The 22,738-nt window shown below is 63.6% G+C and carries 22 protein-coding genes; 19 read left to right on the top strand and 3 right to left on the bottom strand.

What is annotated here, in order from left to right:
- The first annotated feature begins 6 nt into the window (after nucleotides 1-6).
- The 12 genes from cpaB to ACSFA8_RS15810 all read left to right on the top strand — a co-directional run bounded on the left by cpaB (nucleotide 7) and on the right by ACSFA8_RS15810 (nucleotide 10,066).
- A complete protein-coding gene (gene cpaB, locus ACSFA8_RS15865) occupies nucleotides 7-858 on the top strand; it encodes a Flp pilus assembly protein CpaB (protein WP_435480454.1) in 852 nt (283 codons plus the stop codon).
- The gene (locus ACSFA8_RS15860; protein WP_435480483.1) at nucleotides 855-2,399 is read left to right on the top strand and encodes a type II and III secretion system protein family protein; all 1,545 of its coding nucleotides are present in this window, start codon (nucleotides 855-857) and stop codon (nucleotides 2,397-2,399) included. Before cpaB ends, ACSFA8_RS15860 begins: the two co-directional genes overlap by 4 nt.
- Nucleotides 2,400-2,409: 10 nt before the next feature.
- Nucleotides 2,410-2,691, top strand: coding sequence for a hypothetical protein (locus ACSFA8_RS15855; RefSeq protein ID WP_435480453.1), 282 nt, complete (start codon nucleotides 2,410-2,412; stop codon nucleotides 2,689-2,691).
- A gap of 119 nt (nucleotides 2,692-2,810) precedes the next feature.
- Nucleotides 2,811-3,020 carry a Flp family type IVb pilin gene (locus ACSFA8_RS15850; protein WP_435480452.1) on the top strand — a complete coding sequence of 70 codons (210 nt, stop codon included), beginning with the start codon at nucleotides 2,811-2,813 and terminating at the stop codon, nucleotides 3,018-3,020.
- A 148-nt stretch (nucleotides 3,021-3,168) separates the two neighbouring features.
- Entirely contained in the window at nucleotides 3,169-3,345 is a 177-nt protein-coding gene (locus ACSFA8_RS15845) for a Flp family type IVb pilin (RefSeq protein WP_435480451.1), read from the top strand.
- Between the two features lie 35 nt (nucleotides 3,346-3,380).
- Entirely contained in the window at nucleotides 3,381-4,676 is a 1,296-nt protein-coding gene (locus ACSFA8_RS15840) for a pilus assembly protein TadG-related protein (protein ID WP_435480450.1), read from the top strand.
- 9 nt (nucleotides 4,677-4,685) lie between these two features.
- Nucleotides 4,686-5,135 (top strand): TadE/TadG family type IV pilus assembly protein, encoded by a 450-nt coding sequence (locus ACSFA8_RS15835; protein WP_435480449.1) that lies wholly within the window; start codon nucleotides 4,686-4,688, stop codon nucleotides 5,133-5,135.
- The gene (locus ACSFA8_RS15830) at nucleotides 5,132-5,563 is read left to right on the top strand and encodes a TadE/TadG family type IV pilus assembly protein (protein ID WP_435480448.1); all 432 of its coding nucleotides are present in this window, start codon (nucleotides 5,132-5,134) and stop codon (nucleotides 5,561-5,563) included. Before ACSFA8_RS15835 ends, ACSFA8_RS15830 begins: the two co-directional genes overlap by 4 nt.
- 18 nt (nucleotides 5,564-5,581) lie before the next feature.
- The gene (locus ACSFA8_RS15825) at nucleotides 5,582-6,733 is read left to right on the top strand and encodes a CpaE/TadZ family protein (protein WP_435480447.1); all 1,152 of its coding nucleotides are present in this window, start codon (nucleotides 5,582-5,584) and stop codon (nucleotides 6,731-6,733) included.
- Between the two features lie 67 nt (nucleotides 6,734-6,800).
- On the top strand, nucleotides 6,801-8,141 hold the full coding sequence (locus ACSFA8_RS15820; protein WP_435480446.1) for a TadA family conjugal transfer-associated ATPase: 1,341 nt from the start codon (nucleotides 6,801-6,803) through the stop codon (nucleotides 8,139-8,141).
- Between the two features lie 11 nt (nucleotides 8,142-8,152).
- Nucleotides 8,153-9,145, top strand: a complete 993-nt coding sequence (locus ACSFA8_RS15815) for a type II secretion system F family protein (RefSeq protein ID WP_435480445.1) — start codon at nucleotides 8,153-8,155, stop codon at nucleotides 9,143-9,145.
- Nucleotides 9,146-9,160: 15 nt separating this feature from the next.
- The gene (locus tag ACSFA8_RS15810) at nucleotides 9,161-10,066 is read left to right on the top strand and encodes a type II secretion system F family protein (RefSeq protein ID WP_435480482.1); all 906 of its coding nucleotides are present in this window, start codon (nucleotides 9,161-9,163) and stop codon (nucleotides 10,064-10,066) included.
- 19 nt (nucleotides 10,067-10,085) lie between these two features.
- On the opposite strand, the gene ACSFA8_RS15805 is transcribed toward ACSFA8_RS15810, so the two are convergent.
- The 3 genes from ACSFA8_RS15805 to ACSFA8_RS15795 form a co-directional block, all read right to left on the bottom strand.
- Nucleotides 10,086-10,772: a response regulator gene (locus tag ACSFA8_RS15805; RefSeq protein ID WP_435480444.1), complete on the bottom strand. Its 687-nt coding sequence runs from the start codon at nucleotides 10,770-10,772 to the stop codon at nucleotides 10,086-10,088.
- Nucleotides 10,773-10,782: 10 nt separating this feature from the next.
- A complete protein-coding gene (locus ACSFA8_RS15800; protein ID WP_435480443.1) occupies nucleotides 10,783-12,468 on the bottom strand; it encodes a sensor histidine kinase in 1,686 nt (561 codons plus the stop codon).
- A gap of 178 nt (nucleotides 12,469-12,646) precedes the next feature.
- The gene (locus ACSFA8_RS15795; protein WP_435480442.1) at nucleotides 12,647-14,374 is read right to left on the bottom strand and encodes an autotransporter domain-containing protein; all 1,728 of its coding nucleotides are present in this window, start codon (nucleotides 14,372-14,374) and stop codon (nucleotides 12,647-12,649) included.
- A gap of 465 nt (nucleotides 14,375-14,839) precedes the next feature.
- On the opposite strand from ACSFA8_RS15795, the gene ACSFA8_RS15790 reads away from it, so the two are divergent.
- The 7 genes from ACSFA8_RS15790 (at nucleotide 14,840) to ACSFA8_RS15760 (ending at nucleotide 22,686) form a co-directional block, all read left to right on the top strand.
- The gene (locus ACSFA8_RS15790; protein WP_435480481.1) at nucleotides 14,840-16,021 is read left to right on the top strand and encodes a multidrug effflux MFS transporter; all 1,182 of its coding nucleotides are present in this window, start codon (nucleotides 14,840-14,842) and stop codon (nucleotides 16,019-16,021) included.
- A 14-nt stretch (nucleotides 16,022-16,035) separates the two neighbouring features.
- Nucleotides 16,036-17,475, top strand: a complete 1,440-nt coding sequence (locus ACSFA8_RS15785; protein ID WP_435480441.1) for an MFS transporter — start codon at nucleotides 16,036-16,038, stop codon at nucleotides 17,473-17,475.
- Nucleotides 17,468-18,085, top strand: coding sequence for a paraquat-inducible protein A (locus tag ACSFA8_RS15780; RefSeq protein ID WP_435480440.1), 618 nt, complete (start codon nucleotides 17,468-17,470; stop codon nucleotides 18,083-18,085). The genes ACSFA8_RS15785 and ACSFA8_RS15780 overlap by 8 nt, the downstream gene beginning before the upstream one ends.
- Nucleotides 18,082-18,768 carry a paraquat-inducible protein A gene (locus ACSFA8_RS15775; RefSeq protein ID WP_435480439.1) on the top strand — a complete coding sequence of 229 codons (687 nt, stop codon included), beginning with the start codon at nucleotides 18,082-18,084 and terminating at the stop codon, nucleotides 18,766-18,768. Before ACSFA8_RS15780 ends, ACSFA8_RS15775 begins: the two co-directional genes overlap by 4 nt.
- On the top strand, nucleotides 18,765-20,408 hold the full coding sequence (locus ACSFA8_RS15770; RefSeq protein WP_435480438.1) for a PqiB family protein: 1,644 nt from the start codon (nucleotides 18,765-18,767) through the stop codon (nucleotides 20,406-20,408). Before ACSFA8_RS15775 ends, ACSFA8_RS15770 begins: the two co-directional genes overlap by 4 nt.
- Nucleotides 20,405-21,037, top strand: coding sequence for a PqiC family protein (locus ACSFA8_RS15765; RefSeq protein ID WP_435480437.1), 633 nt, complete (start codon nucleotides 20,405-20,407; stop codon nucleotides 21,035-21,037). Before ACSFA8_RS15770 ends, ACSFA8_RS15765 begins: the two co-directional genes overlap by 4 nt.
- Nucleotides 21,038-21,102: 65 nt before the next feature.
- Nucleotides 21,103-22,686, top strand: a complete 1,584-nt coding sequence (locus ACSFA8_RS15760; RefSeq protein WP_435480436.1) for an MFS transporter — start codon at nucleotides 21,103-21,105, stop codon at nucleotides 22,684-22,686.
- Nucleotides 22,687-22,738 lie beyond the last annotated feature (52 nt).

Genomic DNA, 22,738 nt, shown 5'->3' with positions numbered 1-22,738 from the left:
CATTAAATGAGAAATATCAAGGCAATGGGTCTTCTAATTCTGGCATTGATGATCGGCTTGGCTGCCGCCGTCTATGCGTCGGGCTGGGTATCGCGTCAAGGAAATATCGCCTCCAACAAGGTAGTGGTTGCCGTGGTCGATATTGAACTCGGCAGCAAGATCAATCCGCAAATGCTGTCGACCACTGATTGGCCGAGCGGGTCTGTCCCGGTCGGGGCGTTCCACGACCTCAAGGATGTGCAGGACCGCGTCGCCAAAGTCGGCGTGCTGCGCGGCGAGGCGATCCTCGAAGGAAAGCTGGCGCCGGTAGGAACCAAAGGCGGCCTTTCCGCGGTCATCGCCCCCGGCAAGCGGGCCATGACGGTGCGCGTCAACGACGTGGTCGGCGTCGCCGGCTTCGCGCTCCCCGGCAACTACGTCGACGTCATGGTGAACGCGCAGCAGGAAAGGGCCAAGGGCGAAGAAGCAAAGCAGATCAGCAAGACGGTGCTGGAGCACGTGCTGGTCTTGGCCATCGCACAGGAAGCGAGCCGCGACGACACCAAGCCCAAGGTGGTCAACGCCGTGACGCTCGAGTTGTCGCCGGAGGATTCCGAAAAGCTCGACCTCGCCCGCAGCGTCGGCACGCTGTCCCTGGTGCTGCGCAACCAGGTGGACAAGACAACGGTCGCGACCAACGGAATCACCAAGCGCCAGCTCTTTGGCGACAAGGAAATCCTGCCCATATCGGTGGTGGCCGCTGCCCCGGCCCCTGCCACGGCCAAGTCCAGGCCATCCATCAGCAAGCCCGTCGTGGCTCCCGCCATGGAATGCGTGGAAGTCATTCAGAGCTCCGGTCGAGCCCTCAATTGCTTCTGATCGAAGAACACAGAGGAGAAGTTCAAGTGCACAACCAACACAAGTCCCTGGTGCTGCTCGCGGCGCTGGCGTTGACGGGCCCATCTTTTTCGGCCGACGATCCTGCCGTCGCTTCGGCAGCCCCCAGTGCAGCTCCTGCCAGTCCTGCAAGTTCCGGCGGCACCAAGCGTTGCACATCCGTGGTCCACGACGACCGCCCGACCTACGTGACCCTCGGGAAGTCGACTGTCATACCGCTCGATGTGCGGGTCGCCCGCATCATCGTGAGCGGCCAACCGCCGACCAGAGTTCCTGCACCCAGTGCCGCCGCGGCGACCGCGCCTGGGCAGGCAGCGGCGCCGGCACGACCCGCCCCTGCGTCCCAAGCGAGTGCAAACGACGGCGTGGCCGACATGGAAGTCATGCTGCTCAGCCCGACGGACCTGTTCTTCAGGGGAAAGGTCGCGGGATCGATGAACGTGATCCTGCAAAACGCGCAGGGCGCCTGCTTCATCAAGGACATCATCGTCACGGTCGATTCGGGCGCGCTGCAGGCTAAGCTGACCGAATTGATGCCCGAGGAAAACCGCATCAAGGTGCGGGGCGCCGAAAGGGCCATCGTGCTCACAGGCGAGGTCAGCGATGCGCTGAAGCTGGACGACATCATGAGTCTGGCGACCTCCTACGGCGACGGCAAGAAGGTGGTGAACCTGCTTCGCATCACGTCGCCGCAGCAGGTCATGCTCGAAGTCAAGATCGCCGAAGTCAGCAAGACCTTGCTTGACAGGCTGGGGTCGAGCATCGCTGCGCGCAGATTCACCAACGGCGGCACAAACACCTATACGCTGATCTCCAGCTTCCTGAGCGGAGGTGGTGCATTTGCGGAAGCGCTACGGATTGGCAAGACGGCCATCTCGATCGACGGCCAGAAAGACGATGGCCTGGTGCGCGTCCTCGCCGAGCCCAACATCATGGCCATCAGCGGGCAGCAGGCCAGCTTCCTGTCGGGCGGCAAGATCTATATCCCGGTCTCCCAGACCCAGAGCGGCGGCATCCCCACCATCACGCTGGAAGAAAAGGAATTCGGCATCGGTGTGAAATTCACGCCCACGGTGCTGAACGGCGGCCGGATTAACTTGAAGATGGTGTCCGAGGTCTCGGATCTCTCGCAGACCGGCTCGCCTTTCACTACCGTGAGCGGCGTCACCTCCGTGTTGCCCTCGCTCACGGTACGCCGGGCCGACACCACCGTGCAGCTCAATGACGGACAAAGCTTCGTCATCGCAGGCTTGATCAAGAACAACGTCACCGAAACGGTGAAGCGCTTTCCGGGACTCGGCGAGGTGCCGGTGGTGGGCGCCCTCGCTCGCAGCACCGAGTTCCAGAACGACCAGACGGAATTGCTGTTCGTGATTACGCCGCGCCTGGTCAGGCCGCTGTCCGAAACACCCAGGCTGCCCACCGACAACCACGTCGTGCCCAGCCGCGCCGAGGTTTATTTCAACGGTGCCCTGGAAAGCTCCCAGCCGGCTCCATTTCCTCCTGCTTCCGAAACCAAATAAAGAGGGCGTCATGACCAAGAAGCTTCCTGCAATTGCATTGCTCCTCAGCCTGGTGGCGGGGTGTTCGTCGGTGACACCGAACTACGACGCACGCTTCGGTGACGCCGTGCGCGACGCCAAGAAAAAAATGACCATCAACCCGGACGCTGGAAAGAATCCCGACCCGGTGGTTGGAATGGACGGTAAAGCGGCGCGGGAGACGATCATTCTTTACCACGGAACCTACAAGACGCCGCCACCTGCAGTCAATGTCATCAACATCGGCGGAAACATTGCCGGCGGCACCAAGTAGCCTCAGATCACCCTCTGAATCAGAAAATTTAATAGAAAGGAGTTGGCAACTGAGTATCAAAAAATCCTCTACCAATCAAATTAAATAGTCAATATTTTATTAATTCAAAGGTATTCAAAATGACCAATTTTCTTAATGCAACTCGTAATTCCATCGGTTCCTTTCTGCGAGATGAAGAGGGCGCTCAGATCGTTGAGTACGCGCTGATCATCGCTGTCGTATCGCTCGTCCTGATCGTCGCACTGCAGCAATTGAATGGCGGTTCGTTCACTACATTTATCGCAATGGTTGGAACTTGCTTGACCGACGGGGCGAACTGCGGCAATTAATCAGATGCTTTTGGCAAGGGTAGACGGCGGCGCCAAAGTTAGCGGCGCCATCGTTTGCCCAGCCACGGCAGCCCATGGACAGCAGAATTCTTCAAATATTCTGCCATTTGGCCTCGGTTTCAGCTGAGTATCAACAAAGGAAGTTCATATGTTGACCGCATTTTTCAGGGACGAAGAAGGTGCCCAGATAGTGGAATACGCGTTGATCGTCGCAGTGATATCGCTCGTATTGGTCGTGGCGCTCCAGCCTCTGACACTCGGCGGTGGCATCGGTGGCTTGATCCAACAACTGACCAACTGTCTGACCGCGGTCTCGTGCCCGTAGTTCAATGGCGAGTTTCGATCAACAGAGGACCTCTCATGCCACGCCCAGCCATTCACCATTGCCACCGCCACCGTCAGCGCGGAGCAGTGATCATTACAACAGCGCTCGCGCTGCTGTTTCTGCTCGGCTTCATGGGAATTGCATTGGATTTTGGTCGCCTCTTTGTTGTCAAAACAGAATTGCAAACCGCGATGGACAGCTGTGCATTGGCGGCGGCGGGGGAATTGGACGGGCAGAGTACTGCATTCGAACGCGCGAGAAGCGCCGGCAAGACGGCTGGTAATCTGAACCGCGTCAACATGCAGTCTGCCGACTGGAGCGGCCAAGGCCAAATCGTCGATGCCGACATCACCTTCAAGGATTCCGCATATGTGACGACCGGCGATTTCGCGCTCGCCAAGTATGCGCAGTGCCAACACACGCAGCCGAATGTGAACATGTGGCTGTTGGCAGCCATGGGCGGCTTCTCGGGCGACACGGCAGGCAATCCCGCAACCCGCAACGTTGCGGCGACGGCGGTCGCCACCCGCGGCAGCGCGCAGACCACCTGCCCTGTTCCGGTGGGGCTCAAACCCAAGCCAGGCGGCACTGCCCCGAACTACGGGTTCGCTGTGGGCGAATGGATCACCCTGATCAACGAGCAGAATGGGGCTCAGGGCGGCGAGATCGGCTGGGCCAATCTGGATGGCTCCAATAGCGCGTCCGAAACCGAAGCCGAATTGAACGGTCATTGCGGAACGAAAGTGGGCGACACATTGGGAACGCCTGGTGTGCAGGCGTCCGTTGCCGATGCCTGGAACTACCGCTTCGGGATCTACAAGAATAACGCCGATCCGGCCGCGACTGTGGGCAACCCGGACTTCACCGGTTACGCCTACACCGCGACCAATTGGCCGGCCCGGCAGAGCGCCTACGATGGTCCAGCGCCTGGTGCCGCCGCGCCGACCGCCGAGAATTTCCTGACCAAGCGCAAGGCATTCGCCTCCTGCGCCGACACCGGGACCAAGGTCAAGGGCGCAAAGAGCTGCGAGTCGATCTCGGCCCCCTATTTGTCGTTGAACGGCTTCCAGAAGCTAGCTGCGCCAGGCAACACGCCGGGTGGGCATAAGCAATATGGACGCAATCGACGCATCGTCACGGTACCAGTGATCAATGGCGGCGGCCAAGTCGTCGACTATGCATGCATGCTCATGCTGCAGCCTCTATCAATCCCGATGACGAACGTGCAACTGGAATTCAGGGGCAACGCCTCGGCGACCGACAGCCCCTGCACGACCAGCGGACTTCCAGGTGGTGCAGCAGGGCCGCTTGTACCGGTTCTCGTGAGGTAAGGACTTGATATGAAAACCAAAGAATCCGGAGTGGCGCTGGTCGAGCTGACCTTGATCATTCCCCTTTTGTTGCTGCTGACCTTTATTACTACAGAGTTCGGACGCGCGATGTTTGAGTACAACGTCGTTACGAAGTCGACACGGGACGCCGTGCGCTATCTCTCATTGCAGACGCCGGGCACTCAAATTACAGAAGCTCGAAATCTGATGGTCTACGGCAACCTTGCGGGCACTGGAGCGCCTTTGGCACGCGGGCTCAGCCTTGCCAACGTGCCGGCCGCAAGCTGCTGCACGTGGCAGACGGCGGGTACCAATCCGGTGATAAATACCGTGACCGTCCGAATCAGCGGATTCACGTTTCACTCGCTTTTTATCAGTGTCTTCGGCGTCGTCTTCGGCGATGCCAATGGCGACATTGTCTTTAGCGACATCACCGCAACAATGAGAGGTGCGACATGAAAAGAAAACAAACCGGCGCGACCGTCGTGGAATTCGCTCTGAGCCTCTTCATCTTTTTCATGTTCCTATTCGGAATAACAGACTTCAGCCGCATGCTTTTCACTTGGAGCGCCGCGAACGAAGCGACAAGACTCGGCGCTCGGTACGCGGTGGTTTGCGATGACACAAGCAACGAGGCACAGGTTCTGGCGAAGATGCAGGCGCTGCTGCCGCAGATCAATGCCATCGATCTGGCGTGGACCCCAGCGGGGTGTACGTCCGCGACTTGCGAAGGCGTCACGGTGACGATCACCAGTCTTGATTATCAATGGATTTCTCCCATCGCCGGTGCGGCCCGGCTTGCGCCAATACCGATGCCGACTTTTTCTACCTTTCTACCTCGGGAAATCATGCGCCAGGACCCGAATAGCGTAACGATTTGCTCATGAATTTTTGATGGATAAAAAATGAAAATCGCCCTTATTTCTCCCAACAAGAACCATCTGCAGGAAATGAGCCGGGTGCTCGAGGCTCATTCGCACACCGTTGTGCTGTTCGACGGCGGAAAAAGCAAAATGCGCCAGGTTGCCGAACAGGAGCAACCGGATCTGATCGTGGTGGATGGCATGTGCTGCGATCCCAATGAACTGGCCCTGGTCGAATACGTCACCACGCATCACCCCAAAGTGGCCGTGATTCTGCTTTGTGCCACCCAGACGCCGGAATTCCTGATCAATTCCATGCGCGCCGGTGTGCGGGAGGTGCTCCCTTCGCCGGCCACACCGGCTGCGCTGGAGGCTGCGGTGAACCGTATGGCAGCAAAGCTCCTGGGGCTTCACAGCGCCACGGCTGGAAAGGTGCTGGCATTCATGCCATGCAAGGGTGGCAGCGGCGCGACCTTCCTGGCAACGAATCTCGGCTATCAGCTGGCCGAAACCAATTCGGTGCTGCTGATCGACCTAAACCTGCAGTTCGGCGATGCCCTGTCGTTCGTCAGCGATGGCAAGCCCGCTTCCACGGTGGCTGATGTCGCGCACGACATCAGCAGGCTGGACGCCTCCTTCCTGGTGGCAAGCACGGTCAAGGTCGCGCCCAACTTCAGCATCCTGGCCGCGCCGGAGGACATGTCCAAAGCCATGGAGGTCAAAGCGGAACATGTCGATGCCATTCTCGCCCTGGCGGTGACCTTGTATGACTTCGTCCTGCTGGATGTGGATCGAAATCTGAACACACTGGCGATCAGGGCGCTGGATCGTGCTCACCGGATCTACCCCGTGCTGCAGGCGGGGCTGCCATCGATTCGAAATGCAGGCAAGTTGCTGGCGGTATTCAAGTCGCTGGGCTATCCGGCAACCAAGACCGAGCTGATCGTCAATCGCTTCGAGAAGACGAGCGAGATCGGCATCAGCGACATGCGGCGCTCGCTGGGCTCCGTCGCGCTACTCACGATCCCGGACTCATACAAAGAAGTCAACAACTCGATCAACCGCGGTGTGCCCCTGGTGACAATTTCCCGCACTAATCCTGTCAGCAAGAGTCTGGCAGATCTGGCGCTGTCGTTGGCTCCGCGGCAAGACCAGAACGGCAGTTTCTTCACCCGTCTCTTTCGGAAAGCCTAATCGTCTTCCCCCGTAATCCACAAGGCAGGTACCCATGTCATTTCGAGAAAAACTTGATGCTGTCGCGATGGAGCCCATCGTGCGCCCGCAGGCTCAGCCCGCGGTCGACGTCTTCAGGAATCCGGTCGCCACCGATTCCTACAAGTCGCTGAAGGGCAGGATGCACCTGAAGCTGCTCGAAAAGTTCGACTTGGCAGCGCTGGAGACTTTGGCGCCCGAGGTCTTGCGGCAAGAGATTTCTGCGATGGTCGGTCGCCTGCTGCTGGAAGAGCAGGAAGCCCTCAATGAGATCGAACGCCGCACCCTCATTCGAGACATCCAGCATGAAATGCTGGGCTTTGGCCCGATCGAGTTATTGATGGCCGATCCCACCGTTTCCGACATCCTGGTCAACTCCTACGAGCAGATCTACGTCGAGCGCAAGGGGAAGCTGGAACTCACCAACGTCACCTTCACCGACGAGAAGCATCTGCTGCGGATCATCGACAAGATCGTGTCGCTGGTGGGGCGGCGCATCGACGAGTCGAGCCCTATGGTCGACGCCCGATTGCCCGACGGCTCCCGCGTCAACGCGGTCATTCCACCGGTGGCACTCGACGGACCGATGATGTCCATTCGCCGCTTCGCTCATATCCCCCTGAAGATGGAGAACCTGGTCAATGACCTGAAGAGCTTGACGCCGCAGATGGCCTTCATGCTGGAAGGCCTGAGCAAGGCCAAGGTCAACATGATCATCTCGGGCGGAACCGGTGCGGGCAAGACGACATTGCTGAACATCCTGTCCGGCTACATCCCGGAATCGGAGCGCATCGTCACCATCGAGGACGCGGCCGAGCTGCAGATGCAACAGCCTCACGTAGTCCGCATGGAGACGCGGCCCATGAACATCGAAGGCAAAGGCGAGATCACACAGCGCGCCCTGGTACGCAACGCGCTGCGTATGCGACCCGACCGCATCGTGATCGGCGAGGTTCGCGGCGCCGAGGCGGTCGACATGCTGCAGGCGATGAACACCGGCCATGAGGGCTCGCTGACGACGATCCATGCCAACACGCCGCGGGACGCTCTGTCCAGGCTGGAAAACATGATCGGGATGGCCAACCTCAACCTGCCGCACCACGCGGCGCGTCAGCAAATCGCTTCGGCCATCACCGTCGTGATCCAGGGGCTGAGACTGATCGACGGAAAGCGAAAGATCACCAGCATCCAGGAGATCACGGGCATGGAAGGCGATGTCGTCACCATGCAGGAGATCTTCGCTTTCAAGCAAACCGGCGTGGGAGCCGAGGGCGAAGTGCAGGGCTACTTCCACGCGACCGGCGTCCGGCCGAAATTCGCCGAGCGCCTGCGGTCGTTCGGTGTCCTGCTGCCGGACGCCATGTTCGACCCGACCAAGCGCTACGAGTAAAGGAGTCGATCATGTGGAAAGACATCGAGGGCAATGCCTTCCTGGTCGTTGCAATACTGGTTTTCGTGGCCGTGCTTCTTCTTCTGGAAGCCCTGTATCTGATCTGGAAGACGTACAAAGGGCCCGAGGCCAAGAAGCTCGAAAAGCGACTGCAGGCGCTGTCCGCTTCCCATGACGCAACCGTTCAGGCGCAGTTGCTGAAGCAGCGAATGCTGAGCGAGGTGCCGGCTTTCCAGCGGCTTCTGTTCAGCATTCCGAGAGCTCACAGCCTCGACAAGTTCATCCTCCAGGCTGGTCTGGACTGGACGGTCTCGAAGCTGCTGCTCATATGCGCAGGATTCGGGGTGATCGGCCTCGTCCTGATTGCCGGCGTGGCTCATCAAACCCTTTTGCTGAGCGCTGCGGTCGGTGCAGTGCTGGCGGCGCTGCCGCTTCTGTATTTGCAGCACAAGCGAAGCACCCGGCTGGACAAACTGGAGCGTCAATTGCCCGACGCGCTCGATCTGGTGACCCGGGCACTGCGGTCCGGACATTCGTTTTCGTCCGGTTTGCAAATGATCGGCGAAGAAATGGCGGAGCCCATCGCCAACGAATTCCGTATCGTCAGTGACGAAGTCAATTTCGGGGTATCGCTGCAGCAGGCGCTGACCAACCTGAGCGAAAGAGTCCCGCTCACCGACTTGCGCTATTTCGTCGTGGCGGTACTGGTCCAGCGTGACTCCGGCGGCAACCTCACGGAAGTGCTGGGCAATCTGAGCCGTCTGGTTCGCGAGCGGCTGAAGCTATATGCAAAAGTCAGGGTCTTGTCGTCCGAGGGACGGCTGTCGGCGTGGATCGTGGGTTCGATGCCATTTGCGCTGGCGGGCGTGTTGAACCTGGTGAATCCGGACTTCATGTCGCCCTTGTGGAAAGACCCGATCGGCATTTCCATCATCAAGTACATGCTCATCCTGATGGCTTTCGGCGTCTTGATTATCAGAAAAATCATCAAGATCCGGGTATAGAGGAGAACGAAAATGATGTTATTTCCCGCGCTCATCTTCTTCGCCGTGGTCTTGACACTCGGCGGGATGTTCCTCTGGCTTACCCCCAGCAAGACAGAACAGCGGCTGCAAGCCATGTCCAATCCGACAGGCAAGTCGCAGTGGACGGAATCCGTGGTGAAAATCGTCGGCCCCTTCGCTCAGCTTTCGGCGCCGCCGATCGACGGTCAGGCATCGCCGCTGCGCGTCAAGTTTCTCAACGCAGGCATACGGCACCCCGACGCGCATCTGATCTTCTTCGGATCCAAGACGCTGCTGCCGCTCGTTCTCTCCGGGCTGGCCTTTATTGCCCTGAGATCGTCCAATCAAACGACAGGCTTGACGCTGGTGATGTACCTCGCCGTGGCGGCATTGATCGGCTGCTATCTGCCGAATTTCGCCCTGTACCTGCTGACGAGAAACCGGAAGCGGGAGATCTTCGAGAACTTTCCCGACGCTGCCGACTTGATGCTGGTTTGCGTCGAGGCAGGCCTGGGGCTCGATGCCGGCCTGGTAAAGGTTACCGATGAAATCAAGATGAAAAGCGTCGCCCTGGCGCAAGAACTCCACTGGACGAATCTCGAGATGCGGGCCGGCGGGACGCGCGAGAAATCGCTGCGCAATCTGGCCATTCGCACGGGCGTCGAGGAAATCGGCATCTTTGCCACCATGCTGACCCAAGCCGACAAGTTCGGAACGAGCATCGGCGAATCGCTTCGAGTTTTTTCCGATGATCTGCGACATAAACGGCAAGTGCGTGCGGAGGAGATCGCCGCCAAGATTCCGACCAAGATGCTCATTCCGCTGGTCTTGTGCATATTCCCGTCAATCCTTATGGTGATCCTTGGCCCGGCCGCCATTCAGATCATGCGAACCCTCGTCCCCATGTTCGGCGGACGGTGACAGAAAGGCGCCGCCGCCCTCAGGACGGCAGCTTGTCCAGGTGGCGCTTGACGGCGTAGACGTACAGCTCGAGCCGATTGCTCACCTCGAGCTTCTGGTAGATCGAGGTCAGGTGGTTGCGCAAGGTGTGTTCGGTGATGAACAGCCGCTCGGCCAGCGCCTTGTTCGATGCGCCGCTGCCCTCGACCACCGCGTAGATGATCTTTCGTTCCTTGCAGGTCAGGGTCGACTGCTTCTCCGTTTCGGGATCAGCCTTGTGCGCACGCTTGGAGTCGACGAACTCCGCGAACACGCGGCCCATCGTTTCGTTGTCCACGCACAGCTCGCCCTTGTGCATTCTTTCGATCGCAAGGAGCACCTGGTCCGCGGCTGCGTCTTTCCGCAGCACACCCCGGGCGCCGCCGAGGACTGCCAGGTCAAGAGTTTTTTGCTGGCGCTCGCCGGTCAGGATCATTACGCGGGAGACCGAGTTGGACAGCAGGCCCGGGAGAATGTCCAGCGCGCATTTGCCGCCCAGATCGAGATCCAGCAGGATGACGTCGGGAATCACCTGGTCGACTTGCTCGAGCGCTTCTTCGCAGCTTCTAGCCGTCCCGACCACATGCATTCGCGGCTTCTCGCCGTCGATCAATCTGGACAATCCCCACAGCATCGTCTGGTGATCGTCGACAAGCATGACACCGATGGGTTTTTCGACTGGCTGCATGTTCCACCTCCTAGATGGGTATCTCGACGTGCACGGAGGTGCCGCCGCTTGTTTTCCGCATGACCTGAGCGTTTCCGCCGAGCGCGGTGGCGCGTTCCGTGATCGACCTCGGCTGAAATTCGACCGACTGTGTTCCGTCGCATTCGTTCTCGATCTGGATCCTGAGCAAGCCGTTCGCGCATTCCAGCCTGACGGCGCCGTGGTGCGCAAACGTGTGCCTGCAGATGTTGCTCAAGCCCTCGCGCACGATCTGCAATATCTCCGCGGTCAGCCGATCGCTCACGTTGAGTTCGCCCTGCACGCAGACCGAGATGTCGATCCCGTAGAAATCTCTTGCCTGCGCTGCCTGCTGGCGCAGGACCAAGAGAAGAACCTGCTCCGTCTTGCCCAGGCCGTTCTTGACCGTGCCGGCGTAGCGGCGCAAGTCGCCGATGACCTTGGCGGCCATGCTCGCCAGCTTGTCGAGATCCTCGATCAGCGGGTTGTCGGCGGCCGCCTTCTTGCGCAGCGCGCTCAGGCCCATCTTCAGTCCGATGTAGGGCTGGATGGCCGTGTCATGAAGATCCAGCGCGATCTTCTGGCGTTCCTGCGAAGCTGCATCCGAGGCCATCCGGTCCAGCAGTTCGATGTTCTCGATCACGGGGAAGGCCTGGGCAGCGATATGGCTCAGGAAGAGCGCGTCGGCCTTTCTGAAACCGGTCTGGCGGGAGAACACATAGATGCGGCCTTCGCTTCTTCGGAGCGACACCGGTGCACTGATAAACGAACGGGCATCCAGAAGCTCGGCCAGGCTTTCGCAGGCCGCTTGCTCGTGCTTGTTCCATCTTCCCTCGGTGCTGTCGTACACCGCGGCTCCGGCGAACGAGGACAACTTTGGCCAGATCGCGCTGTTATGGACAACGATGCGGTTCTGTGGGAGCGCGACGAGCGGCGCGGCCGCTTCGGCGTCGATACATTCGGCATTGACCGAATGCTTCGCGTCGCCCTCCCTGATGGTGCGCAGGAAATAGGCGCCCGACTCCTTGTCCCGAACAATCAGCAAGCAGCAGCTTCCCTGGAAGAACACCTGTGTCTTCTCCAGGACGCTGGTGACGGTGTGATCGACGCCAAAGCGCGGATTCGATACGCGGCTGACGTCGCGAAGCAGCGCGAGCCGCCGCTTCAGTTCGACCTTCGAGCCGCCCCAATGGATGCTCATGTAGCCGAACGCAAGCAGGAAGGTGGCTCGCAGCAGCAGGCGGGGCAGATCCTGTTCGGTGGTCGTTCCCAGTCCGCAGGCGGCGAACAATCCGACCGAAGCGAGGGTGACGCGCGCGCCCTCGTTGAAGCCCCATCGGAAGGACGAGGTGAGGATGGCGAAAAAGAAGAAGAGGAAGAAGAAGCTGTGGATCCCGTCCGTGAACAGAACGATCAACCCATACCAGCAGATATCCAGCCAGTGAATCAGCTTGCTCTGCGAAAACGAGGCATCGAACTGCGTAGAGATGTAGACGGCAAGGCTGTGCAGGATGTAGCCGAAGAACAGGAGCCACGTGAAGCCTCCGATTCCCCTCAAACCCGAAGGATCGACAAAAACCGCGAGGAGGGCAGAGACGGACAGCACGAGCCGCATCCTGGCGACCATGCGCGCATCGGCGGCGTCGGCGGCAAGACCTGTATCCATCGCGTTTATCCTGTCCAGCTTGTGCACAAGCATTGGCGTCTCCTCCTCCCAACGATGGGGTCATCGATGGGTCTTGTAGGCACATTTCGCGCGAAAGAACGCGTATGTGAGAACGTCACATTTTACTACTTAGGTTAACAAAATAGACTTTTTGTAACTATTTGCTAATCGTTCCGCGCAAGAAGTCACGCCCACGGGGGGCGTCACTTTCCTACCAAGTCACGCGCAGGCCGACCGTGCCCTGAACCGACGACTTCACCCGGGCGTCGCCGCCGGTGCCGAAGGTGCGCCCGAGCTCGCCGAATACCGTGGTGACCGGCGTCAGCGCCAGCGAAAAGCCGGCCGCGACTTCCGTCGAGGTGTAGCCGCTTGAGCTGGCGATACGGGTGCTGGCGGCCGTGCCGATGAAAGTCGCCACATCGGCCCCCGAACTCGCGCGGTACACGTTGACCCGTGCATAGGGCTGCAGCCGACCCGCCCCGGTGGAGATGTCGCCCTTGACGCGCACACCGAGGCGGCCGATCCAGCCTCCTTCGGCGTCCTGATGGACGCGCGCGCCGGCGACCGACACGTCGTCGAAACGTGTTCGTTGGCGGATGAGCTGTGCTTGCGGCTCGATGCTCCAGCCATCGGCCAGGGCGAAGGACTTGCCGGCTTCTATCGATGCCGAGAAGCTGCGTGCCTTGCCCGACACCGTGAGACTGCCGTCGGGCCGCACGCTATAGCGGTGGCTGCCCGCTTGCAGCACGGCATCGACATACCAGCCGCTCGCATCCCTCCAGGTCGCATAGCCGCCAAGGTAGCGCGACTGCAGATCGGTGTTGCCGACCCTGCCGAAGGTGCCGCGCGCGTTGCCGCTGACGTCGACGCCCCCATCCAGGGAGCCGACATAGATGCCGGCGCGCCAGTTGTTGCCGGCCAGAAGGTCGGCGCCTGCCTGCAGGCCGCTCACATGACCTCGGCTGTGCGGTGCGGCGCTGCTGTCCTGGCGAATGTCGAGGTTGGTGTAGACGGCACGCACCCAGGCTTCGCGGGCAGGCCCCGAATCGCCGACCCGGCGGTTCAGGTTGCCCAGCATCGCGAGATCCGCTTGGCGAACTTGCGCCGGGAGGGCGGCGAGGAGCGGCATCTCGTTCCGATAAGGAGGTGCGACCGGGGCGGGCTCAATCACCTTCTTTTCGGGCTCCACGGTCGCCGGCTCGGCGGCGGTTGCCGGTGCGGGACTCTTGGCCTCCTCTGATGTAGGTGCCGGTGCCGGAGCGGGCGCCGGAGCAGGAGCGGGCGCCGGAGCCGGTGCAGGAGCGGGCGCCGGAGCCGGTGCAGGAGCAGGAGCCGGAGCAGGGGCAGGGGCCGGAGCCGGAGCCGGAGCCGGAGCCGGAGCAGGGGCCGGAGCCGGAGCAGGGGCCGGAGCCGGAGCAGGGGCAGGAGCCGGAGCGGGCGCCGGAGCCGGTGCAGGAGCCGGAGCAGGGGCCGGAGCCGGAGCCGGTGCAGGAGCCGGAGCCGGAGCCGGTGCAGGAGCCGGAGCCGGAGCCGGAGCCGGAGCCGGAGCGGGTGCCGGTGCCGGTGCAGGAGCAGGAGCAGGAGCAGGGGCAGGGGCAGGAGCAGGAGCAGGAGCAGGAGCAGGAGCAGGAGCAGGAGCAGGAGCAGGAGCAGGAGCAGGAGCAGGAGCGGGCGCCGGTGCGGGTGGCGAGCAGGTGGCCTTGCCGACGTCCTTGTCGTTGCCGCAGTTCGCCGCCGGGGCGACCCCCGCCAAGGCGAGAAGTGCGACCGCAACACAAGCCTGCAGCCCCTTGGCCCGCGCAAACTCAGGCGTTTGGAGTTGCGAATCGGGCATGGAAGTACCGGTTTTCGCCGACTTGCCCACGCCGGTTGCCAGCTCCGATGCCACGGCCCAAAGGCCTTTCGCCGAATTCCAGATGATCCTGTAAACGCAGTTCATGTCGTTCCTTCCGAGGTTGCAATCGCCCCGCCGAAGCGGAAATTGAATACTTTCGACTTTAGGTCGAAGGTATTCATTTCTTAAGGAAGAAGTTCACACAATCGGTTACAGACTTGTGCCTTGAGGCCAAAACGCTATGATTTATGTAGCAGCAAGGCCGCTTCCCACGAGCCTTCGTGAGATTTTTCACATTACGGGAGTGCTGCGCGCCCGGGGAGGGCGGCAAGAAGGGCTGCGATGACGCCTGATGCCCGGCCAAGTTGGCACATCCCAGGGCGCCTGCCTGGGAGCCCTTTCGGGCCTACCGGAAAGCACCCGTACTTCCAGGTTTGAAAAGTCCGGAATTCGGGCGACACGTCAAGTTCAAGTCCACTCCCATGACTTTTTCCTAGCCTTTGTCGGCCTGGCCAGCACGCCCATCCCCCCTTCGCCACAATCAACCCAATGAGTTCCCGCTTCTTCAAGATGGCCCTGTTGCTGGGCCTGCTTTCCGCCATCGGCCCGTTCGCAATCGACATGTACCTGCCGGCTTTGCCGGAAATCGGACAAAGCCTCGGAGCTGGCATCGGTGCGGTTCAGATGAGCCTCACCGCTTTCTTCCTCTCGCTCGGCGCCGGCCAGTTGTTTTACGGGCCGGTGTCGGACATGGTGGGGCGCAAGCCGCCGCTTTACTTTGGCCTCGTGCTGTTCGCGCTGGCCAGCGTCGGCTGTGCGCTGGCGACCGACGTGCAGACGCTGATCGCGCTGCGCTTCGTGCAGGGGCTGGGCGCTGCGGCCGGCATGGCGATTTCGCGTGCGGTGGTGCGCGATCTGCACACCGGCACCGACGCGGCGCGGCTGATGTCGTTGCTGATGCTGGTGTTCAGCATCTCGCCGATCCTGGCGCCGCTGGCGGGCAGCGGGGTGATCGCCCTGGCCGGCTGGCGCGGCGTGTTCTGGGCGGTGACGCTGGCGGCCATTGCCGGGCTCGTGATGATGTTCGCGTCGCTGCAGGAAACGCGGCTGCCGGCGCAGCGGGTCGACAGCGGCCTGCGCAGCGCGCTGGCCGGCTACTGGCTGTTGCTGCGCGACGGGCACTATCTCGGGCTGGTGTTCATCGGCGCGTTCGCGATGGCCGGCTTCTTCACCTACCTGGCCAACTCGTCGTTCGTCCTGATCGACCATTACGGGCTGTCGCCCACGATGTACAGCGTGGCCTTCGGCGTCAACGCGGCGGCGTTCTTTGCCGCTGCGCAGCTCACCGGCACGCTGGGCGAACGCTACGGGCTGGTGCGGCTGGTGCAGTTCGGCGTGCTGGCCAGCAGTGTGGTGATGCTGGTCATGCTCGCCTACTACGCGATGGGCGGCGACCGCCTGGCGGTGCTGATCGTGCTGTACTTCATTGCCAGCGGCTTCATGGGCCTGGTGATTCCGACCACCGGCGTGCTCGCGCTGGAGCAGCATGGCGCCATCGCCGGCACTGCATCGGCGCTGATGGGCACGCTGCAGATGCTCACCGGTGCGCTGATGATGGCGCTGGTGGGCCTGTTCACCGACGGGCGGCCGTTGCCGATGGTGGTCGGCATGGCGGCCGGCGCGCTGGTGGCGCTGGCGCTGACGTGGCTCACGCTCGGCGGCCGGCGTGCCGAGCCTTCTCTGGCACGCTAGGCTCGCTGCAGAACATGGCGCCTCCTTCTTCCGTACTTCCCGTGGCCGTCGATGGCCTGCCGTGGCCGGCACGCGGCCGTGCGATGGCGGTCATCATCCTCGGCATCACGGTGGCGGTGCTCGACGGCACCATCGTCAACCTCGCGCTGCCCGGCATCGCGCGCGAGCTGCAGGCCACGGCCTCGCACTCGATCTGGGTGGTCAATGCCTACCAGATCGCCACGCTCGTGATGCTGCTGCCGCTGGCGACGCTGGGCGACATCGTCGGCTACCGGCGCATCTATATCGCGGGCATCGCGCTGTTCACGGTGGCCTCGCTAGCCGCAACCTTCTCCAACTCGCTCGGCACCTTGATCGCGGCACGCGCGCTGCAGGGCCTGGGCGCGGCCGGCATCATGAGCGTCAACTCGGCGCTGGTGCGCCTGATCTACCCAAGGGCGCAGCTCGGGCGCGGCATGGCCCTCAATTCGATGGTGGTCGCCACCTCGGCGGTGGCGGGGCCATCGGTAGCAGCGGCGATCCTGTCGGTGGCCTCGTGGCCGTGGCTGTTCGCGCTCAATGTGCCGCTGGGCATCGTCGTGCTGGCGCTGGCCACGCGCTCCCTGCCGGCCAACAGCGCACCGCCGCCGGCCGGGGCACGGTTCTCGCTCGTCGACGTGGTGCTCAACATCCTGATGTTCTCGCTGATCTTCGTGGGCGTCGACCGGCTCGGCGTGCGCGAGGAGCAGCAGGCCGCGCAGGGCACGTCGCCGATGGCCTGGGGCCTGCTGCTGGCTGGCATCGCGGTGGGCTTTGTGTTCATCCGGCGGCAGCGCAAGCTGGCACTGCCGCTGTTCCCGGTTGATCTGCTGCGCATCCCGGTGTTCGCGCTGTCGATGGGCGCCTCGGTCGCCGCCTTCGCGGCGCAGATGCTGTCGTACATCGCGCTGCCGTTCCTGCTGCTCGACACCTATGGCCGCAGCCACATCGAGGCCGGCCTGCTGATTACCGCCTGGCCGCTGGCCATCGTGGTGATGGCACCGGTGGCGGGGCGCCTGATCGGCCGCTACCCGGACGGGTTGCTCGGCGGCATCGGCCTCGGCCTGCTGGCCAGCGGGCTTGCGCTGCTGGCGGCCATGCCCCCGCACCCGGCCAATGCCGACATCGTCTGGCGCATGGCGCTGTGCGGGCTCGGCTTCGGCCTGTTCCAGTCGCCCAACAACCACACCATCGTGACCGCGCCGCCGGCGCACCGCAGCGGCGCTGCGAGCGGCATGCTGGGCACCGCTCGGCTCACCGGCCAGACCGCGGGCGCGGTGATGGTGGCGGCGGTATTCAGTGTCTGGAGTCCGCTGAGCGGCACGGGCCCGGTCATCGCGCTGGTACTGGCGGCCTGCTGCGCCGGTGCGGCTGCAGTGTTCAGCACGTTGCGCCTCCGGACGACGGCACCCGCAGTGCCGCAGCACCGTGCGTGAGGTGCCCGACACCATCGTCTGCGAAGGCTGCGACGCCGTGTACCGGCGCGCACCGCTGCAGCCGCGCGACGTGGCACGCTGCCCGCGCTGCGGTTCCGAGCTCGAGCGCCATGCCGGCAACCAGCGCCGCCGCATCCTGCCGCTCGCGGTGGCCAGCCTGATCATGTTCGCCATTGCCAACCTGTTTCCGATCGTCGAGATCGAGCTGCAGGGCCTGCGCAGCCAGACCACGCTGGCCGGTGCCGTGATGGCGCTGATGGCCGAGGGCATGTCGGTGGTGGCCATGCTGGTGCTGGCCACGACGCTGCTGTTTCCGCTGCTGCAGCTCTGCATCCTGGTGTGGCTGCTGGTGCCGCTGGCACGCGACCGGCAGGCGCCCGGCTTCGCCTGGCTGGTGCGCGCAATGCAGTCGCTGCGGCCGTGGGGAATGATCGAGGTGTTCCTGCTCGGCGTGCTGGTCGCGATCGTCAAGCTGTCGAGCATGGCCACGGTGGTGGCCGGGCCGGCGCTCTATGCGTTCATGGCGCTCACGGTGTTGCTGACGTCGGTGCTGTCGTTCGACCCGCGCGGTTTCTGGGAATTGGTGTTCCAGCGGCAGGAGGGCGCATGAACCCCCACGGCCACCCTGAAGAAGCCCCCGTGCCGACCGCGGCCGGCCTTGGCCTGCTGGCGTGCCACCATTGCGGCACGGTGTGGGCGCAGGCGGAGGAGGGCGCCGCCTGCGGCCGCTGCGGCACGCACCTGCAACGGCGCAAGCCCGACAGCCTCAACCGCACCTGGGCGCTGCTGGTCGCGGCCTGCCTCATGTACATACCGGCCAACCTGCTGCCGGTGATGATCACCAAGACGCTGTTCGGCACGCAGAACGACACCATCCTGAGCGGCGTCATCTACTTCTGGGTGTCGGGCGCGTACGGGCTTGCGGCGATCGTGTTCGTCGCGAGTTTCCTGGTGCCGCTGTTCAAGCTCACTGCGCTCATGCTGCTGCTGATCACGGCGCAGCGCCGCACCGACTGGCGCCGCCCCGAGCGGGCCAGGCTCTATCACATCATCGAAATCATCGGCCGCTGGTCGATGCTCGATGTGTTCGTCGTGTCGCTGCTCACAGGGCTGGTGCAGATCCAGGGTTTTGCAGTGATCACGGCCGGCGTCGGCATCGCGGCCTTCGGCGCGGTGGTGGTGCTGACCATGCTGGCGTCGATCAGCTTCGACCCGCGGCTCACCTGGGACGACAAGCCAGTAACACCAGCCGGTGACAATGAAGTTGAAAAGAAGAAAACCGCAACTGCATGAGTGAACCAACCACGCCACCTCCGCCCCCTGAACCGAGCGCACCGCCCGCACCGAAGGTGGTGCGCCGGCGCGACTGGCTGCCCTCGCTGATCTGGCTGATCCCGATCGTTGCCGCGCTGGTCGGCGTGGCGCTGGTCGCGCGCATCCTGATGCAGCGCGGCCCCGAGATCGTGCTCACCTTCAAGACCGCCGAAGGCCTCGAGGCCGGCAAGACCGCCGTCAAGTACAAGGACGTGCAGATCGGCATCGTGCAGTCGCTGCGGCTCGCGCGCGACCGTTCGCACGTGCGCGTGACGGTGCAGCTCACCAAGGAGGCCGACGGCTTCACCGCCGCCGACACGCGCTACTGGGTGGTGCGGCCGCGGCTCGACACCTCGGGTATCTCGGGCCTCAGCACGCTGCTGTCGGGCGCCTACATCGGCGCCGATGCCGGCACCTCGGAAGACAGCGCCAGCGAATTCACCGGCCTCGAGGTGCCGCCGATCGTCACGCGCGACGCCTCCGGCCAGCAGTACCTGCTGCGCGCCACCGACATCGGCTCGCTCGACGTCGGCTCGCCGGTGTATTTCCGCCGCATCAAGGTCGGGCAGGTCGCGGCCTACGGGCTCGATGGCGACGGGCGCGGCGTGACGCTGCGGGTGTTCGTCAACGCGCCGTACGACAAGTTCGTCGGCGTCAACACGCGCTTCTGGCATGCCAGCGGGCTCGATGCGTCGGTCACCGCCAGCGGCGTGAAGCTGCGCACCCAGTCGCTCGCCACCATCCTGCTCGGCGGCATCGCATTCCAGGCGCCCGAGGACGCGATGGGCCCGGTCGCCAAGGAAAACACCGCGTACACGCTGGCAGAGGACGAGTCGCTGGCCATGAAGCCGCCGGACGGGCCTTCGCAGCCCACGTTGATGTACTTCAATGAGTCGCTGCGCGGCCTCACGCCGGGTGCGGCAGTCGACTTCCGCGGCGTGGTGATCGGCGAGGTCAAGTCGATCGGCGTCGAGTTCGACCGGAGCGAGCGCGAGTTCCGCATGCCGGTGCTGGTGCAGATCTACCCCGACCGGCTGCGGCGCCGCGCGGGCGACACGGCACCCGAATCGCGCCACTCGCAGGAGCAGCGCCTGCAGTTCTTGATCGGCAAGGGCCTGCGCGCCCAACTGCGCAATGGCAACCTGCTGACCGGCCAGATGTATGTGGCACTCGACTTCTTTCCGAAGGCGCCGCCGGTCAAGGTCGACGTGTCGAAGACCCCGGTCGAGCTGCCGACGATCCCGGGCAGCCTGGAAGACCTGCAGACGCAGGTGCAGGAGATCGCGGCCAAGGTCAACAAGATTCCGTTCGAGGAACTGGGCAAGGACATGCGCGTGTCGCTCGCCACGCTCAACAAGACGCTGACGGGTGCCGAGCAACTGGCGAAGACGCTGAACAACGATGTATCGCCCGAAATCACGGCGGCACTCAAGGACGTGCGCAAGACCGTCGACAGCGCCAACCGCACGCTGTCGGAAGATTCGCCGCTGCAGCAGGACATGCGCCAGACCTTGCAGGAACTCACCCGCGCGGCCGGTTCGGTGCGCGTGCTGACCGACTACCTCGAGCGCCACCCCGAGTCGCTGCTGCGCGGCAAACCGGACGACAAGAAGAAATGAAGTTCATCACCACCACCGCCTTTTGCGCGGCCATGGCGACGCTGGTGCTGGCCGGCTGCGCGAGCCCGCCGACGCGCTACTACACGCTGGCTGCTCCCTTGCCGGCGGTGGTGCCGGCTGCGCCGGCTGCCGCAGCCGCGCCGCTGTGGATCGAGCTCGCGCCACTGGGCATGCCCGAGCGGCTGGCCCGGCCGCAACTCGTGGTGCGCCCGGCCGGCGACGGCAGCCGGGCGGAGGTCGAGATTCTGGAGCAGCACCGCTGGGCCTCGTCGTTCGAGAACGAATTGCGCGATGCGCTGGCCAGCGGCATCGCTGCACGGCTGGGCGCGCTCGACGGCACCCGCGGGGGCCGGCCGGCCGCAGCGCCGGTTACGCGCATCGCGGTGCAGGTGCGGCAGTTCGACGCGGTCGAAGGCAGCAAGGTCGAGGCCGACCTTGGCTGGACGCTGCGGCGCGCCGAGCAGCCGCGCTCGATGGTGTGCCGGATCAGCCTTAGCGAGCCGGTCGTCGGCACGGGCATCGATGCCGTCGCGCAGGGCGCGCAGCGGCTCACGGCCAACGTCTCGGCGGCCATCGCGCGCAGCGTGGCCGCGCTGCAGCAGAATCCGGACGCAGCGTGTCCGATTTAAGCAATCTGCGCCGCCAACGCCCGCGTGCCGGGCGTTGGCGGCTATCAATTCGATAGCGGGCCAGCATGATCGGGATTGGCAAGGCGCCCTGCGACAACACGCTGATCCAGCACGCGGCCCCGGCGACGCCTTGCCCGGAGGGCTCCAAGCGCTGGGTGCTGGCCGCCGCGATCGTCGGCTCCAGCATGGCTTTCATCGACGGCACCGTGGTCAATGTGGCGCTGCCGGCGATCCAGCGTGATCTGCATGCGACCGCCTTCCAGGCGCAGTGGGTGGTCGAGGCGTATGCGCTGTTTCTGGCGGCGCTGCTGCTGGTCGGCGGTTCGCTCGGCGACCGCTTCGGGCGGCGGCGCGTTTTTGCGGCCGGCGTTGCGTTGTTCGCGCTGGCCTCGGCCGGCTGCGCACTCGCCACCGAGGTGCAGCACCTGATCGCGGCGCGGGCAGTGCAGGGCGTCGGTGCGGCGTTGCTGGTGCCGGGCAGCCTGGCGCTGATCAGCGCGGCCTTTCCGGAGAAGGAGCGCGGCAAGGCGATCGGCACCTGGTCGGGCTTCAGCGGCATCACGGCCGCGATTGGGCCGGTGCTTGGTGGCTGGCTGGTCGACCACTATTCGTGGATCTGGGCCTTTCTGGTCAATGTGCCGATGGCCTTGCTGGTGCTGGGCATCGTTTGGCGCCATGTGCCGGAAAGCCATGGCCCCGACACATCGAGCCCGCTCGACTGGCGAGGCGCCGTGCTGGCGACGCTGGCGCTCGGCGGCATCGTCTATGCCTTCATCGAGGCGCCGACGCAGGGTTGGGGCGCCCCACTCGTGGCGGGTGCAGGGCTGCTTGGCCTTGTGGCCAGTGCGGCGTTCGTGGCCGTGGAGCGGCGCAGCCGGGCGCCGATGCTGCCGCTCGGCCTGTTCCGCCTGGCAAACTTCGGCGCGGCCAACCTGCTGACCTTGCTGCTCTACGCGGCGCTGGGCGGCGGGCTCTACTTTCTGCCGCTGAACCTGATCCAGGTGCAGGGCTACTCGGCCACCGTGGCCGGCGCGGCGCTGCTGCCGTTCATCCTGCTCATGTTCCTGCTCTCGGGCTGGGCCGGCCAGCTGGTCGACCGGTTCGGGCCGCGGCTGCCGCTGGTGGTCGGGCCGGCGGTCGCGGGCGTCGGGTTCGCACTGCTGGCGCTGCCGGGCTTGCAGGTCAACTACTGGACTGGGTTTCTGCCGGGTGTGGTGGTGCTCGGTTTCGGCATGACCGTGACGGTGGCGCCGCTCACCACCACGGTCATGAACGCGGTCGGGCCGGAGCTCGCCGGCACGGCCTCGGGCGTCAACAACGCGGTGTCGCGGGCGGCTGCGGTGCTGGCGATCGCAGTGTTCGGAGTGGTCATGGCCTGGGCCTTCGATGCGCGGCTGGCCGAAGGCCTGCAGGCGGTGGGCGCAACACCCGAGACCATTGGCTACCTGCAGGCCCGGCGCAGCCAGCTGGCTGGCATCGAATTGCCGCCGGGCACCGACGCGGCGACGGCAGCGCAATTGCGGCAGGTGGTGCAGGGCGCCTTCGTGGCGGGCTTTCGCTGGATCATGGGCATCAGCGCGGTATTGGCGCTGCTCAGCGCACTCAGTGCCTGGTGGTGGATACGCCGCGCAGACCCGCCGCGCTCTTAAAACGATAGCAGCCCGGTTACAATCGTAGGTTCGCCGCTTGGAATCTCGCCAA

This window comes from Variovorax nitratireducens, from assembly GCF_051216545.1.
Lineage (GTDB): Bacteria > Pseudomonadota > Gammaproteobacteria > Burkholderiales > Burkholderiaceae_C > Variovorax.
This window is presented reverse-complemented; position numbering and strand designations above follow the sequence as displayed.